14 protein-coding genes, 1 pseudogene and 1 riboswitch are annotated in these 15554 nt (G+C 61.1%); of the genes and pseudogenes, 6 read left to right on the forward strand and 9 right to left on the reverse strand.

What is annotated here, in order from left to right; all coding sequences use genetic code 11:
- Positions 1-178: 178 nt before the first annotated feature.
- Together SJI00_RS15550 and SJI00_RS15555 are read left to right on the forward strand one after the other, a co-directional pair.
- On the forward strand, positions 179-730 hold the full coding sequence (locus tag SJI00_RS15550; protein ID WP_322462589.1) for a cytochrome b: 552 nt from the start codon (positions 179-181) through the stop codon (positions 728-730).
- 35 nt (positions 731-765) lie between these two features.
- Positions 766-1344, forward strand: a complete 579-nt coding sequence (locus SJI00_RS15555) for a YceI family protein (RefSeq protein WP_322462590.1) — start codon at positions 766-768, stop codon at positions 1342-1344.
- Positions 1345-1655: 311 nt separating this feature from the next.
- On the opposite strand, the gene rhlE2 is transcribed toward SJI00_RS15555, so the two are convergent.
- The 4 genes from rhlE2 to ahcY all read right to left on the reverse strand — a co-directional run bounded on the left by rhlE2 (position 1656) and on the right by ahcY (position 7401).
- Positions 1656-3533: an RNA helicase RhlE2 gene (gene rhlE2 / locus SJI00_RS15560; protein ID WP_322462591.1), complete on the reverse strand. Its 1878-nt coding sequence runs from the start codon at positions 3531-3533 to the stop codon at positions 1656-1658.
- Between the two features lie 222 nt (positions 3534-3755).
- On the reverse strand, positions 3756-4541 hold the full coding sequence (locus SJI00_RS15565; RefSeq protein ID WP_322462592.1) for a substrate-binding periplasmic protein: 786 nt from the start codon (positions 4539-4541) through the stop codon (positions 3756-3758).
- A 342-nt stretch (positions 4542-4883) separates the two neighbouring features.
- Positions 4884-5729: a methylenetetrahydrofolate reductase [NAD(P)H] gene (gene metF / locus SJI00_RS15570; protein WP_322462593.1), complete on the reverse strand. Its 846-nt coding sequence runs from the start codon at positions 5727-5729 to the stop codon at positions 4884-4886.
- Between the two features lie 262 nt (positions 5730-5991).
- A complete protein-coding gene (gene ahcY, locus SJI00_RS15575) occupies positions 5992-7401 on the reverse strand; it encodes an adenosylhomocysteinase (RefSeq protein ID WP_322462594.1) in 1410 nt (469 codons plus the stop codon).
- 21 nt (positions 7402-7422) lie between these two features.
- A riboswitch (S-adenosyl-L-homocysteine riboswitch) is annotated at positions 7423-7519 on the reverse strand.
- Between the two features lie 191 nt (positions 7520-7710).
- On the opposite strand from ahcY, the gene SJI00_RS15580 reads away from it, so the two are divergent.
- On the forward strand, positions 7711-8112 hold the full coding sequence (locus tag SJI00_RS15580) for an acyl-CoA thioesterase (protein ID WP_322462595.1): 402 nt from the start codon (positions 7711-7713) through the stop codon (positions 8110-8112).
- A gap of 82 nt (positions 8113-8194) precedes the next feature.
- Here the strand turns inward: SJI00_RS15580 and SJI00_RS15585 are convergent, their stop codons facing one another.
- The 3 genes from SJI00_RS15585 to SJI00_RS15595 form a co-directional block, all read right to left on the reverse strand.
- On the reverse strand, positions 8195-8509 hold the full coding sequence (locus SJI00_RS15585; RefSeq protein WP_322462596.1) for a bacteriocin immunity protein: 315 nt from the start codon (positions 8507-8509) through the stop codon (positions 8195-8197).
- Between the two features lie 7 nt (positions 8510-8516).
- Entirely contained in the window at positions 8517-10544 is a 2028-nt protein-coding gene (locus tag SJI00_RS15590) for an S-type pyocin domain-containing protein (protein ID WP_322462597.1), read from the reverse strand.
- Between the two features lie 621 nt (positions 10545-11165).
- Positions 11166-12401, reverse strand: coding sequence for a cation:proton antiporter (locus SJI00_RS15595; RefSeq protein ID WP_322462598.1), 1236 nt, complete (start codon positions 12399-12401; stop codon positions 11166-11168).
- Positions 12402-12648: 247 nt separating this feature from the next.
- On the opposite strand from SJI00_RS15595, the pseudogene SJI00_RS15600 reads away from it, so the two are divergent.
- Both SJI00_RS15600 and SJI00_RS15605 read left to right on the forward strand, forming a co-directional pair.
- Positions 12649-12930 (forward strand): annotated as a pseudogene (locus tag SJI00_RS15600) (EamA family transporter); the annotation flags it as partial.
- A gap of 34 nt (positions 12931-12964) precedes the next feature.
- Positions 12965-13351 carry an MAPEG family protein gene (locus SJI00_RS15605; RefSeq protein WP_322462599.1) on the forward strand — a complete coding sequence of 129 codons (387 nt, stop codon included), beginning with the start codon at positions 12965-12967 and terminating at the stop codon, positions 13349-13351.
- Between the two features lie 2 nt (positions 13352-13353).
- Here SJI00_RS15605 and mltA read toward each other — a convergent pair whose 3' ends face one another.
- Positions 13354-14511, reverse strand: coding sequence for a murein transglycosylase A (mltA, locus tag SJI00_RS15610; RefSeq protein WP_322462600.1), 1158 nt, complete (start codon positions 14509-14511; stop codon positions 13354-13356).
- Positions 14512-14632: 121 nt separating this feature from the next.
- Between mltA and SJI00_RS15615 the strand changes: the two genes are divergently transcribed.
- Entirely contained in the window at positions 14633-15079 is a 447-nt protein-coding gene (locus SJI00_RS15615) for a c-type cytochrome (RefSeq protein WP_322462646.1), read from the forward strand.
- A gap of 29 nt (positions 15080-15108) precedes the next feature.
- Here the strand turns inward: SJI00_RS15615 and SJI00_RS15620 are convergent, their stop codons facing one another.
- On the reverse strand, positions 15109-15504 hold the full coding sequence (locus tag SJI00_RS15620) for a DUF1090 domain-containing protein (protein ID WP_322462601.1): 396 nt from the start codon (positions 15502-15504) through the stop codon (positions 15109-15111).
- Between the last annotated feature and the right edge of the window lie 50 nt (positions 15505-15554).

Here is a 15554-nt window from a genome sequence, read left to right on the forward strand (position 1 = left end):
CGCGCAGCGTCTTGCGCCAGACGGATGGTAAAAATAAGTCTAGGGTTAACGTTTCCTTAATAGTTCGTGCTGAGAATTACCATCGGCTAATTCGATATATCGCAGCAGTTTTTTCCGCTTTTATCCGATACGTTACGCGGTAGTCTTGGCACAGCTCTTCACGGGGAATCACAGCATCATGCAACTGCGCAATTCATCTTCTCGCTACGGTGTGGTCAGCATTGCGCTGCACTGGGGTGTGGCGTTGACGGTCTTCAGCCTGTTCGGGCTGGGGTTGTGGATGGTCGGGCTGGACTACTACGACCCCTGGCGCAAAGCCGGGCCCGACCTGCACAAGAGCATCGGTCTGGTGCTGCTGGCGGTGATGGCCCTGCGCGTACTGTGGCGCTTGGTCAGCCCGCCGCCACCCGCGCCGGCCACCCACGGGCGCTTGACCCGCGTAGCGGCGACCCTCGGCCACCTGGGGTTGTATGCGGGGCTGTTCGCCGTGATGCTCGCCGGTTACCTGATTTCCACCGCCGATGGCGTAGGCATCCCGGTGTTCAATCTGTTCGAGGTGCCGGCACTGGTGAGCAACCTGCCCGATCAGGCAGACCTCGCCGGCGAGGTTCATTACTACCTGGCCTGGGGGTTGGTGATCTTCGCCGGCCTGCATGGCCTGGCAGCACTCAAGCACCATTTCATCGACCGTGATGCGACCTTGCTGCGAATGCTCGGGCGCAAAGCATGAACCACCCACTCAATTGCAACGGAAGGAATCAAAGGATGTTGAAAAAGACCTTTGCCGCATTGGCGCTCGGTACTGCCCTGTTCGCTGCGGGCCAGGCGATGGCCGCTGACTACACGATCGACAAGGAAGGCCAGCACGCGTTCGTCGACTGGAAGATCAGCCACCTGGGCTACAGCTTCATTCACGGTACCTTCAAGGATTTCGCCGGTAACTTCAGCTGGGACAGCGCCAAGCCTGAAGCGAGCAAGATCAACGTCGACCTGAAGACCGCAAGCCTCTGGTCCAACCACGCTGAGCGCGACAAGCACATCGCCAGCGCCGATTTCCTCGACGTGAAGAAATACCCCGACGCCAAGTTCGTCTCCACCGCTGTCAAATCGACGGGCGAGAAGACCGCCGATGTGACCGGTGACCTGACCCTGCACGGTGTGACCAAGCCGGTGACCTTCAAGGCCACGTTCAACGGCGAGGGTAAAGACCCGTGGGGCGGCGAGCGCGCAGGCTTCAACGCCACCACCACGCTGACCTTGAGCGACTTCGGTATCAAGGGCCCTGGCCCAACGTCGCAGACCCTCGATCTGGACATCAGCCTCGAAGGCACGAAGAACAAGTAATGCGTACGGTGCAATGACAACGGCTGCTCAAGGCCGTCGTTCGACACAAAAAAACCGATGCCAGCGATGGCATCGGTTTTTTTGATCCCGCTCGCGAAACGGTCTTTCGAATCGACGGCGACAGCGATCTCAGAGACATGCAGTGACAGGGTGGGGCGGGTGACCGAGCCTGGCGGGGTGTGATGCTGTGCTGTAAACCGAAACGCCGCTTGCTCGTGATGAGCAAGCGGCGTTTCTCTGGGCTTCAACGATACCGACGGTCAATCGGTTGGCTCGCTAACCGCCCAAGCGCGTGACCGTTCAGGCGGGCATCAATCGCCTTTGCGGGTCAGCAGTGCCGGGCGTTCGCCACGCGGACGGCTAGGCACGTCTTCGAGCTGCTCGGGGGTCGGGTAGCGATCGAGCTTGGATTCCTTGCGGATGATCACCGGCTGGTTCTGCGGCTCGCGCGGATTGCGCACGGCAGGCTCCTGGCGAGGTGCGTCGTCGCGACGGACGCGGCTACCGCCCCCATCACGGCGTGCGCCGCCGGTGTTGCTGCCACTGCGTGGGCGTTTGTCTGCGCCAGCACCTGAACCGTTGGCGCGCGGTTGCCCGGCGCCTTGGGTGCGGCCTTGGCCCTGGCTGGGTGACTGACCCGGCGTGGACGCACCTGGACGGCGATTGCGGCCCTGGTTTTTGGCGTTCTGGTACGGGCTGACGTAGTCAGCGCGGTTGCCGAAGTTGTCGACGTCGTCGTCGAGAAAGGTTTCAGGATCACGGTTGCCGTCGGACTGCGGCTTGCTGGCCGGGGTCGACGCCTGCGAGCGGGGTTTCTGCTCACGCGGCTTGCGCGGCGGCTGCGCCTGGCGCTCGCCAGACCTGGCGTTCTCGGCGGGCTTTTCAGCAGCAGGCTGGCGTGCTTTGCCTTTGTCCTTGCCTTTGTCCTTACGGCCACCGCTGCCAGCATTGGCACCTTCGCCACGGGTCTGGCCGTTACGGCCGCCGCGGGCGTTGGGCTGGGTGCGCTCGCGCACTTCGGGCTTTTCAGCTTCGACCTGGCTGGCGTCAAAGCCCATCCACTCGCCGTCGGCGATCTTCTGCCGAGTGACGCGCTCGATGCTCTTGAGCAGTTTCTCTTCGTCTGGCGCAACCAGCGAAATCGCTTCGCCGGAGCGGCCGGCACGGCCGGTACGGCCAATACGGTGAACGTAGTCTTCCTCGACGTTGGGCAGCTCGAAGTTGACCACGTGCGGCAGCTGGTCGATGTCCAGGCCACGGGCGGCGATGTCGGTGGCGACCAGTACCCGCACGCTGTTGGCCTTGAAGTCGGCCAGGGCCTTGGTGCGCGCGTTCTGGCTCTTGTTGCCATGGATCGCGGCGGCGCTCAGGCCATGCTTCTCAAGGTACTCGGCCAGGCGGTTGGCGCCGTGCTTGGTGCGGGTGAACACCAGCACCTGTTCCCAGGCACCCTGGGTGATCAGGTGAGCCAGCAGTGCGCGCTTGTGCCCCGACGGCAGGCGATACAGGCGCTGTTCGATACGCTCGACGGTGGTGTTGGGCGGCGTGACCTCGATGCGCTCGGGGTTGTGCAGCAGTTTGCCGGCGAGGTCCGTGATGTCCTTGGAGAAGGTGGCCGAGAACAGCAGGTTCTGGCGCTTGCTCGGAAGACGCGCGAGGACCTTCTTGACGTCATGGATGAAGCCCATGTCGAGCATGCGGTCGGCTTCGTCGAGCACGAGGATTTCAACATGGGACAGGTCGATGCTGCCCTGGCCGGCGAGGTCGAGCAGGCGGCCTGGGCAGGCCACCAGCACATCGACGCCCTTGGCCATGGCCTGGACCTGCGGGTTCATGCCGACACCGCCGAAAATGCAGGTGCTGACCAGGCTGAGGTCACGGGCGTACAGCTTGAAGCTGTCGTGGACCTGGGCGGCCAGTTCGCGGGTTGGGGTCAGGACCAGCACGCGCGGCTGGCGCGGGCCGTGACGCTGGGATTTGTCCGGGTGGCCGGCGGGGAACAGTCGTTCCAGGATCGGCAGGGCGAAACCGCCCGTTTTACCCGTACCGGTCTGGGCGGCGACCATCAGGTCGCGGCCCTGCAACGCGGCGGGAATAGCCCGCTGTTGCACGGGAGTGGGCTGGGTGTAGCCCGCGGCCTCGATAGCGCGGACGAGTGCCTCGGAGAGACCGAGGGAAGCAAAGGACATGGGCAATCCTGTTCTGGTGTGGGCTGAGCCCTTTGGGGTGATCTGCCTGGCGCGACGGGCATTTTGAGTAATGCGATCGCGTCCGGTCCAGCTGGGCATGCACTTCGCATCGAGCAAGCGACGTAGAGGCACCGGAGTGCGTTCATGTCGATCGGGATGCCTGTTACGAGGCCGAGCGTCCGGGCGTGAGCCTGGCGGGAAGGCCCGAGTATAGCAGAGCAATCAACGTGTGCTGTCTTCGTGTTGCTCAACGGTGTCGGGAAAGGTCAGATGGGTCTTGGCATACCGCGCTACGATCGCAGCATAGGCCGGTTCGCGCTTGAACTGCCGAAGGGCCTGGGCAAAGGCTTGGGCCAAGCGCTCATGCCCCTGTTTGCGCGCCAGGCCGAGGTATTGCGGTTCGTTGCCGATCATCAGCGGCAGCGGCTCGATCTGCTGCTCGAGGTTCAGGCGCCGCAGCAGATAGCGGCCCGCATTCAGGTCCGTCACCACCAGGTCGACGCGCCCCAGCGCCAGCTTGCCCAGGTTGGCGGCATGGGTGGGGCCGGGTTCTCGGCGAAAGTAACGGGCTGTGTTGAATGCAGAGCTGTAGTTGTAGCCCGGTGATGTGCCAACCGTAAGGCCCTTGAGGTCTTGCAGGGTGTTGACCGAGTGGGGCCGGGCGCGGGCCTGGAACAGCACGAACTGGACCTGCGACAGCGGTTCGTCCGGATAGAGGATGAACGCTTCGCGCGCTGGCAGCTTGAACAGGCCGAGTATGCCATCCACCTGGCCTTGCTCGATCATCGCCAGGCAGCGCTTCCACGGCATGAACACCCAGTCCACATCGATATTCAGCCGCTTGAAGACCTCGTTGGCCACCTCGAAGTGCAGGCCTTTGGGCTGACCGTTTTCCTGATAGATGTAAGGTGCCCAGTCGTCACTGACAATACGCAAACGCTCGGCCTGAGCCAGCGGGCTCAGGCAAACGAGCAGCAGGATGCCAAGCAGGGTGATGAATTTGGGCATGGCGGCAGATTACGCGGCTGATCTGTCGATGACCAGATGCTGCGCAAGCGCACGTGTCAGCCGTGTGAACGGGCCAGCAAAAGCCTCTCGACATCCCGGCGGTGGCTGTCGAGGTCAGGCGCGGACCTCGCTGCGCAAGGTGCGCTCGCACAGGCGCTAGCCGCTGCAGCGGCAAAGGGCGGAAACGGTGTCGGTGTCGATCAGTACCGCCAGCGGATAGTTGCTCAAGCAGGTGGCGTGGCGCAGTCTGCTGGCTGCGTGAAGGCTAGCCAAGGCGCGAGCGCATCGGCCCCGTCTTGGCTATCGGTTCACCCAGGTGGCACAGGCCTCAGGCAAGGGTGCTCAGCGTGGCAGTTGCAGATTCTTCCACACCGCCAAACTCGCTTCAGCCTGGTTCAGCGTATAGAAATGCAGCCCCGGCGCGCCGCCGGCCAGCAGCTGCTCGCACATCCGGGTAATGACCTCTTCGCCGAATGCCTGAATGCTGGCGCTGTCGTCGCCATAGGCTTCCAGCTGCTTGCGCACCCAGCGTGGCAGTTCAGCGCCGCAGGCGTCAGAAAAGCGCGCCAGCTTGCTGTAGTTGGTGATCGGCATGATGCCCGGCACCACGGGAATGTCCACGCCCAGCTTCTGCGCGCGCTCGACGAAATAGAAGTAGCTGTCGGCGTTGAAGAAGTACTGAGTGATGGCGCTGTTGGCCCCAGCCTTGACCTTGGTGGCGAAATTCTTCAAGTCGGACTCGAAGTTCTGCGCCTGCGGGTGCATTTCCGGGTAGGCCGCCACCTCGATGTGGAAATGGTCACCGGTCTCCTCACGAATGAACGCGACCAGATCGCTGGCATGGCGCAGCTCGCCAGAGGCCATGCCCATGCCCGAGGGCAGGTCACCGCGCAGTGCCACGATGCGGCGAATGCCGGCCGCCTTGTATTCGGCGATCAGCGAGCGCAGTTCGGCTTTGGTGTCGCCCACGCAAGACAGGTGCGGCGCGGCAGGCACCTGAACTTCGTTTTCCAGCTGCAGCACGGTGTTCAGCGTGCGGTCACGGGTAGAGCCGCCCGCGCCGTAGGTGCAGGAAAAGAAGTGCGGGTGGTAGGTGGCCAGCTGGCGGGCAACGCTCATCAGCTTTTCATGGCCGGCTTCGGTCTTGGTGGGGAAGAACTCGAAGCTGTAACTGCGTTCTTTGGACATCGGCTGTTCCTGGGCAGCGAGTCGCCAGTTGCAAGCGGCTAGCTGCAAGTAGACGCCAGACCGCGAGGGCGGGTCTGGCTCGATAGCGTTCGAATGGGGCATTCGCGGCAGCACGCTGCACAGGCCCCGCTGCAAGCTGCAGGCAACCGCCAGGTTGCGTGAGCAAGCCTGGCGGTACCCCTCGCAAACCCTGCGGCGGCCGCGACAACCGGCCCAGGCAATCGGTGCCCGGACCTGCCGCGTGCAGCGCGCTGCGCGCTGCTTAGTAGCGGTAAGCCTCTGGCTTGAACGGACCTTCGACGGTCACGCCGATGTACTCGGCCTGTTGCGGGGTCAGCTGGGTAACCACGCCGCCGAAGCCGCGGACCATTTCCAGGGCCACTTCTTCGTCGAGCTTCTTGGGCAGCACCTCGACGGTCAGGCGCTCGACTTTCTTCGCGGCATCCAGTTCGGCGTACTTCTGGTCGAACAGGAAGATCTGCGCCAGGACCTGGTTGGCGAACGAGCCATCCATGATGCGGCTTGGGTGGCCGGTGGCATTGCCCAGGTTCACCAGACGGCCTTCGGCCAGCAGGATCAGGTAGTCATCGTTGTGCGGATCGAAGGTGCCAGCGCCGGTGCGGTGGATCTTGTGCACCTGCGGCTTGACCTCTTCCCACGCCCAGTTCTTGCGCATGAAGGCGGTGTCGATCTCGTTGTCGAAGTGGCCGATGTTGCACACCAAGGCGCGCTTTTTCAGGGCCTTGAGCATGTTGGCGTCGCAGACATTGACGTTACCGGTGGTGGTGACGATCAGGTCGATGCGGCCCAGCAGGTCGGCGTTGATGCCCGCTTCGGTGCCGGTGTTGATGCCGTCCTTGAAGGGGGAGACGACTTCATAACCGTCCATGCACGCTTGCATGGCGCAGATCGGATCGACTTCGGTGACCTTGACGATCATGCCTTCCTGACGCAGCGACTGCGCCGACCCTTTGCCCACGTCGCCGTAGCCGATGACCAGGGCCTGCTTGCCCGACAGCAGGTGGTCGGTGCCGCGCTTGATGGCGTCGTTGAGGCTGTGACGGCAGCCGTACTTGTTGTCGTTCTTGCTCTTGGTGACCGAGTCGTTGACGTTGATCGCCGGGACTTTCAGCTCGCCCTTGGCCAGCATGTCCAGCAGGCGGTGCACGCCGGTGGTGGTCTCTTCGGTCACACCGTGGATCTTCTCGAGCATGGCCGGGTATTTCTTGTGCAGGATTTCGGTCAGGTCACCGCCGTCGTCCAGCACCATGTTGGCGTCCCATGGCTGGCCGTCCTTGAGGATGGTCTGCTCGATGCACCACTCGTATTCCGCTTCGGTTTCGCCTTTCCAGGCGAACACCGGAATACCGGCAGCGGCGATGGCGGCCGCGGCCTGGTCTTGAGTGGAGAAGATGTTGCACGACGACCAACGCACTTCGGCGCCCAGCACGATCAGGGTCTCGATCAGCACGGCGGTCTGGATGGTCATGTGGATGCAGCCGATGATCTTCGCGCCCTTGAGCGGTTGTTCTGCCTGGTACTTGCGACGCAGGCCCATCAGCGCAGGCATTTCCGACTCGGCGATGATGACTTCCTTGCGACCCCAGTCGGCCAGGGACATGTCAGCAACTTTGAAATCGGCAAAACCGGCAGGCGTGTTTACAGCGCTCATCAAGAGCCTCCATTCGTCATGTTCGAATGGGCGCCGTTGTGCGTTTGGACGTCCGCAAAGCGGACAACGCCCCATCCGAGCCTGACAGGAACAACCTGCTGCAGCGCCCCTCGGACAGGTGGCGGGCATGGCCCCGCAGAGGGTGGCCATGTGAAACGGCGGTAATTATAGCTGCGCCGGTGACAGACCCCAAGGTTTTCTGTCGAATCGATCGCGACCATGGTCCAAGTAGGGTGCAGCAGCGCCAGCCGCTCTGCCATCATGGCCCGAGGTGAGTCCTGCCTCTATCCACTGTTCCGAGGAGTACCGATGAATTTCCATACGCGCAAATGGGTCAAGCCCGAAGACCTCAACCCCAATGGCACCTTGTTCGGCGGCAGCCTGCTGCGCTGGATCGACGAAGAAGCGGCGATCTACGCCATCGTCCAGCTGGGCAACCAGCGCGTGGTCACCAAGTACATGTCGGAAATCAACTTCGTCAGCGCCTCGCGCAAGGGCGACATCATCGAACTGGGCATCACCGCCACCGAGTTCGGCCGCACCTCGATCACCCTGCGCTGCGAAGTGCGCAACAAGATCACCCGCAAAAGCATCCTGACGGTCGATCGCATGGTGTTCGTCAACCTGGGTGAAGACGGCCTGCCGGCGGCGCATGGGCGCACGCAGATCAAGTACCTGGAAGATCAGTTTCCGGAGGGTTCGGTGGAGTGAAAGACGAGGGGCCGCATGTGCGGCCCCTGTCGGTTGCGGCTTTCTATTTAGCTGGGACTAGAATTACGATTTGGCGGATAAGTCACGTACGTTTGAAGTCAGGTTTGCCGTTAGCTGCGCGCCACTTCTTAATCTCGCTGATAATGCCGTCAGGGCCCTCAGCACCTGGCTCGGGATAGAAAATCAGATCGCTTCCGCTGGGGTGTTCTGTGATGGTTCTGAAATGGTCGACCAAGCGGTCCTGTTCCGCTTCATAAGCATCGATAGCGTCAAGCGCAGCCTGATCATTTTCATCAAAGTCGTCCTCGTACGAGCCATCTTCTCGCGAAAAGAACTGCTTGATGAGTTCAAGAAACTCAGCTTCCGTGTAGTCTTCGATTTTAAGTTTTTTGTTCATGACAAGCTCACCTTTGTTTGTGGATGCTGATGTGCTGTTTGGGCGTCAGAATTCGTAAGTTGTCCATGTCGTAAACTGCGCCGCCAGCGTGAATGGGGATCACATGGTGAATTTCGTACCGTGAACGACCGCCCACCTGTTCGCTTTCTTTTGTAAACGGAGCAGGTCCAGGCTTTGTTCCAAAAATATATCTATCCATTCCACTTGAAAGCTTCGCCTCTCGATGCATGGCCTTCCAAAGAGCTCGTCGGAATGTGCCAAACGATCGAAACTCTCTACCCCTCAGTGCCTCAGCAACAGATAGCGGGATAGGGGCACCTTGCGAGCTCGCAGCCGCATCTACCCAGCTTCCTACCGACGCTATGCTGCCTCCAGTCGCAACACCAGGCTCATCTCGCCGACTATTAAACATCGTGTAAATCGGCGCAAGACCAGAGTCTGCCGGGAACACGATGATGTAGTCGTCAAAGCTGGCATCTTCCAGCTCCGGGAAGCTGTCGATGCGCAGATCGATAGGCGTGATCGTGGCGCCTGGGTAGGTTGGCGGCTCCGGATTTGCTTCAGGAAGCGTGGTTGAAGCGTTACCTGGGTCTACTGCGGGCGTCCACGTAAGTGTCCGTGGCGGTATATCTGCGGTAACCGTGCTGTACAGCCCGCTAGCCGTGTCGTACACCGCCTCGATGACGCGCACGGCAGAGGGGGCACTGGCGTGATCGGTTCTTGCAACGAAAATCTCGGAATCGCCGGCTGCATTCGACCGCGAGCCGATCCGGTAGGGCAGATCTACCGCATCGCCGGCCCGCAGCGGTTGGGAGCTTGCCCCTGCGCGGTGCGCCAACAGATCGTCGGCAGGCAATTGCAGCGCGTAGCGTTCAGGCGACTTGCCATCGCCAAGGCGCGAGGTGTAGACGAGTGCCGCAACACCCAACACGAATCCAGCAGCCACGACAGGATTTGCGGCGACTACACCAATTGCGGCAGTCACCGCTGCACGCATTGCGGCGCTGGTGATGGTCGAAACAACCAAACCGGTAGGCGTTACGACCGCGACGCCCGCTTTGAGCGGTGCTGCCGACACTGAGTAGGTGTTTGCGAGACGGACCTTCATCGCTTCGGCTTGAGCAACTTCAGCGGCGATGCGCTGGGCTTCAGCTTGTGCAGCTTCAGCGGCGATGCGCTGGGCTTCAGCTTGTGCAGCTTCAGCGGCGATGCGCTGGGCTTCAGCTTGTGCAGCTTCAGCGGCGATGCGCTGTGCTTCGGCTTGTGCAGCTTCAGCGGCGATGCGCTGTGCTTCGGCTTGTGCAGCTTCAGCGGCGATGCGCTGTGCTTCGGCTTGTGCAGCTTCAGCGGCGATGCGCTGTGCTTCGGCTTGTGCAACTTCAGCGGCAATCCGGGCAGCCTCAGTTCTGATGGCTTTTGCGGCGGATCGCGCTTCGACCCTTTCATTTACTCCTTGCCACTGATCCACTGGAATTTGCTGGAAATAAAGCCAGCTTTGCCAAGTGGTAATTCTAAACAAATGAGTAACGATTAACGTGTCAGTAATACGTTGCTTGAAAAGCTCGAGATGGTCGACAGGATTGCCGTGGATGCGCTGATAGTCTGCTAAGTTTAAATGGTTGGGGACGTTATCGATCGTCCTTCCAAGTAGTGCTTTGGCCTGGGCTTCATAGTGTTGGCTAAGGTTGTTTTTCTCAACATATAGGTTTTCGATAGTGGTGTTTCTGCTGACGTCTACCGAAAATGGATCTGCCTGCTCTGCCGTCAAGCGTTCTACGATATTTTGTTCGATCTTGTTGGCAATTTCTTCGTAGGTCAAACCGTGAGTTTTAGCGACCTCTTGCTGCAGGCTGTGCAGATTCTCAATCAGTTGTTTCTGGGCGCTAGGTGATGTGGCGGTTGATGTAGGGGGGCCGAAACCGGGGTTGCGATGTCCGTTTGGGAAGCCTTGATGAGTATAGGGTGGTACGAATTTATGATCATCATGATCAGGATAAACAAATAATGTCGGCAGATCTACGTGGCCTTTCTGCATGGGTGCGCCCCTCGTGTGTTGAGAACGCGAGGATTGTCGGGTTTCCTATTTGATTGCAGAGAGAAGTATTACCCGGGTAGCGAGTGGCATCATGTTCCATAGATTTTTTTAACCTGAAAGTTTTTACGCTAGATAATTTTTGATCGATATTTGGATTGTTTTTTTGAAAATTAAATTTTTAGATATTTTTAATATCGAATTGATAGTTGCATCGTCTCACTTGCTTGATGTAGAGAGATCGCGGATGGGTTTGATAGCGTATTTCTAAATGGTGGGGGTTAGAGGTGAAACCATATAGTGGAAAGCAATATCGCGCGCGGTATTTGCAGCTGAAGTCAGAGTGACTCGCTACAGGTGAAAAGACGCTTATCAATGGCCCGCGATCATTTGCTGCGGCAGTGAGTTGGACCATCCTGCATCAAGGATGGCAGCTCGACCTGAACGAATCCTTCAATAAATGCGTTGCAGTTTTTGCGGCTCAGGTCTGTTTACAATACGCACTATTTTGACCAGCCATTGTGGATGGTGTTTCCAGAAGGGACGGGGTTAACCGCCCCTCATTGGCTTAGGCGATCAGCCTCAGTTGCATGAGCGATCCCATATTGGCTTCCTATCAGAAAGCTACGGCTGCTCGCTCACCCGCCGCACCACGCGCCCTACCGTCAACCCTTGGAACAGAATCGACGACAGCACCACGATGTAGGTAATCGACAGCAACAGGTCCCGCTCTTCACCGGCCGGCAGCGACAGCGCCAGGGCTACCGAGACACCGCCACGCAGGCCACCCCAGGTCAGCACGCGAATGGTGCCCTTGGGCACCGTGCGCCAGCGGCGCAGCAGCAGGATGGCCGGGGCCACGGTCAGCAGGCGCGAGCCCAGTACCGCCACCGCCAGCACGCTGCCGGCGGCCAGGTGCAACCAGTTGAACGGCAGCAGCAACAGTTCCAGGCCGATCAGGGCGAACAGCACGGCATTGAGCATGTCGTCGATCAGTTCCCAGAAACCGTCCATGTAGCGGCGCGTCATGTCGTTCATGGCCAGGTTGCGGCCCAGGTTACCGATGATCAGGCCGGCCACCACCATGGCGATGGGCGCCGAGACGTGCAGTTCGTACGACATGACCGAGCCGCCGAACACCAGCGCCAGGGTCAGCATGACCTCGACCTGGTACTGCTCGATGCCTTTGATCATGCGGTAGGTGGCGTAGCCGATCACCGCGCCGAACACGATACCGCCCACGGCTTCGTGCAGGAACAGCATGGCGGTGTCGGCCAGGCTCGGCGTTTCGCCCAGTTGCAGGATGCCCAGCAGCACGGTGAACACCACCACGGCGGTGCCGTCGTTGAACAGCGACTCACCGACGATGGTGGTCTTCAGCGGCTTGGGCGCATTGGCCGTGCGCAGTGCACCGAGTACCGCAATGGGGTCGGTGGGGGAGATCAGCGCGCCGAACAACAGGCAATAAATGAGGCTCACGTTCCAGCCGAACAGCGCGAACACCCAGTGGGCGAACAGGCCGATCACCACGGTGGCGATCAACACGCCCACGGTGGCCAGCAGGCCGATGGGCCAGCGGTAGCTGCGCAGATCGCCCAGGTTCACGTGCAAGGCACCGGCGAACAGCAGGAACGACAACATCCAGTGCATCAGCAGGTCGTTGAAGTCGATCTGGTTCATCAGGCTTTCGACGCGTGCTTCCAGGCCGGGGAAGCCGATCAGGCTCAGGCCTTGAAGAATCAGCGAGAACAGCAGGGCAGTGACCATCACGCCGATGGCCGGGGGTAACCCGATGAAACGGTAATTGACGTAGGTGAGGAGGGTGGTCAAGCAGATAAACGCAGCTACGAGTTCAAGCATCCTGAATCCTGTGGCAGTGGCTTCCAAGTCGAAACCCGAAGGGTTCGGGGAGTTGTTTGATGATCTGACCAGGCGGTCGGGCACATGCTCTGACCAGAAAACTGGCCAACGTTCCGTTTGTGTCCGGAATCGACTCCCCGTTCCGGCTCGGGGCAGGGTATGGTTACATACGAAACATTCACTTACCTTTCACGCCGTTGTAGAGCCTGATCGGTGCTGGCAACTTCCCACCTGCTGCTCGCTGCCCTTCCCGCGGGCGGCCGGGGTGGCGCAGCGTTCGGCGTTCCTGCTGTTCTGGCGAACGCAGTGGCGGCTGGGGCTTGCGGTGGGGGTGTGCGTGTTGCTCGGTCATGCCCTGGTGCTGTTCGCCAGGCACCTGGGCTCGATCGCCGAAGCGGCGGCGCTGCGTGAGTTGAGCGTGACCCTGGTGGTCGTGCTCGGCATGCGCTGGCTGAAAGAGCCGTTCGGCGGCCCGAGACTTCTGGCCTGTGGGCGGGTCCTAGCCACTGTGCTGGTGATGAAGTTATGACCCCTGTGACCCCTATGACCCTGGAGCTCCCGCTATGACCGTTGCCCTCTGGTGCATCCTGTTCGCCATGATCCTGCCGCCGCTGTGCGCCTTGGGTGCCAAGCTCTCGAGCGGGCGTTTCGGCTTTCGGGAAAACCGCGACCCACGTGCGTTTCTCGACACCCTGTCCGGCCTGCCGCGGCGCCTGCACGCGGCCCAGCAGAACGGCTTCGAGACCTTTCCGGCCTTCGCCGCTGCCGTGCTGGTGGCCGATGTCGTGGGCCATGCCGAGCAGGTGACGCAAGATGTGCTGGGTGTGCTCTACATCACCAGCCGCTTGTTGTTCATCATCTGCTACATGGCCGACCTGGCCGCTTTGCGTTCGTTGGCCTACTTCGCCGGCCTCGCGCTGATCGTGAGCTTGTTCGTCGTCTCGGTCTGAGCTCAGGGCACCTTGGGCACATCGGGCAACGCCTGGCCCTTGGGCCAGAGCATCCAGATCTGCCCTTGCTGCTTCATGTTGCCGGCCAGCTCGCCCGCCTCAGGGCCGGTGCCCCAGAACAGGTCTGCACGCACCTCGCCGGTAATCGCACCGCCGGTATCCTGCGCGCCCACCGGGCGTACCACCGGGCTGCCGTCAGGGCGGGTGGTCGACAGCCAGAGCAGGCTGCCCAGTGGAATCACCTTGCGGTCGATGGCCACGCTGTAACCGGCAGTCAGCGGCACGTTCAGCGAGCCACGCGGGCCTTCGTTGCTGTCTGGCCGGGCGCTGAAGAACACATAGCTGGGGTTGCTCGCCAGCAGTTCCGGGACGCGCTCGGGGTGCGCCTCGCCCCAGGCGTGGATGGCGCCCATGCTGACCTGGTCCTTGCTCAACTCACCCTGCTCCACCAGCCAGCGGCCGATGGGCCGATAGGGATGGCCGTTCTGATCGGCATAGCCCAGGCGCAGTTGACGGCCGTCATCCAGTTGCACGCGGCCCGAGCCCTGGATTTGCAGAAATTGCAGGTCCATGGGGTCGGTCAGCCAGGCCAGCACTGGCGCCTGCACGCCCTCACGGCCGATGACTTCGGCGGTGTCGTAAGGCTTGAGCACACGGCCATCGAGGCGACCGCGCAGGCGTTTGCCCTTGAGTTCGGGGTACACGCTGGCGAGGTCGACCACGATCATGTCGTCGGGAATGCCGTAGACCGGCACCGATGCCTGCGGTGTCTGGGTGAGGCTGCCGCGGTACACCGGTTCGTAGTAACCGGTAATCAGGCCCTTGGCCTGTTGCTCGGCCGAACGCAGGCCGTAGACCTCAAGGGTGCTCTGCAGAAAGGCACGAACCTGTGCAGGATCGCCCGGTACCGCCTGAGCGGCTTCGCAGGTGGGGGCCCAGACCGGGTTGCGGGCGAGCTTCTCACAGCCGTTGCGCCATGCGGTGAATCCGGCCAGCAGGTCAGCGTCAGTGACGCTCGGCAGGTCCTGCCAAGTGCCAGGGACGTAGGTGGCGAGGGCATGGGGGGCGGGCTTGGGCTTTTCCTCGTCGCCGCCGTTGCAGCCCGCCAGCAAGGCCAGGGCCGCAAGTGTGCCGGCGAGGCGGCGTAGGGGGAGCGTCATGGGCAATACCTTCAAGTGGATGCGAACCTGGGAAATTAGCCCTGGCTTCTGTAAGGGGATTGGTCTTTGCGACCGAGACGGGGATACTAGCGGCCTATTTTCGCCAGTCATAGGGATCGGGATGTCCAAGTGTTTCGCCGCAATGCTGTGTGTCGCTCTATTGCTGGTCGGTTGCGACCGCATCGACCCAGATTCGCCGCTGGGCAAGCGCAAGGCCATCTTCAAGGAGATGATGCAGACCAGTGAACACTTGGGCGGCATGTTGCGAGGGCGGGTAACGTTCGACAGCAGGGCCTTTGCCGACGGAGCAGTACGGCTCGACACCCTGGCCCACGCGCCATGGCAGCATTTTCCAGTGATCAGTGAAGGTGATCAGAGCAATGCCCGACCGCAGGTGTGGCAGCAACAGGCCCGCTTCACTGAGCTGGCGGGCCGGTTGGAGCGGGCGACCGCCGCATTGCGCGAGCAGACCCGTGTGCAGCCGCTGGAGGCTGCTCGGCTAAAAGCGCCGATGGACGATGTGGAGCAGGCCTGCACGGCCTGTCATCAGGTCTTTCGTAATCACTGAGACGGCGCCGGGCGCCGGTCGTGTTGTGCTCAGTGGTCAAGCTCGTCGGTGGCTTCCTGCAGTTCTTTTTTCGCTTCGGCGAGCTTGTCTTTGCGCTTGTTGATCTTCTCCGCATCGCCTTTTTTCATGGCTTTGTCGAGGTCTTTGGTGCGCTGAGCCACCTCGTGGCGAGCGTCGAGCACTTTCTGTTCACGCTCTTTGCGCAGGCTGGCGTCGGTGCAGTGCGCAGTGTTTTCCTGAAGCGCTTTTTCCAGTCCGCTGACCTGAAAGCTGTTGCCTTTGTCACGCGCGATCTGCAGCTGATTCTCGATGGCGCTGCGTTTGGCGGCGCAACCGGTCAGGCCGGCATCAGGTTGCGCGGCTTGCACACCTGTAGCGGCGAGTAACAGCGTGGTGAGCAGGGCGAGCGAGTACAGGCGTTTCATGAAGAGCCTCCTTGACGGGGCGAGGTCGCAAAAGTTGGGGGAAATCCTGC

Origin of the sequence: Pseudomonas gebzensis, from assembly GCF_034427815.1 — a bacterium.
Classification (GTDB): domain Bacteria; phylum Pseudomonadota; class Gammaproteobacteria; order Pseudomonadales; family Pseudomonadaceae; genus Aquipseudomonas.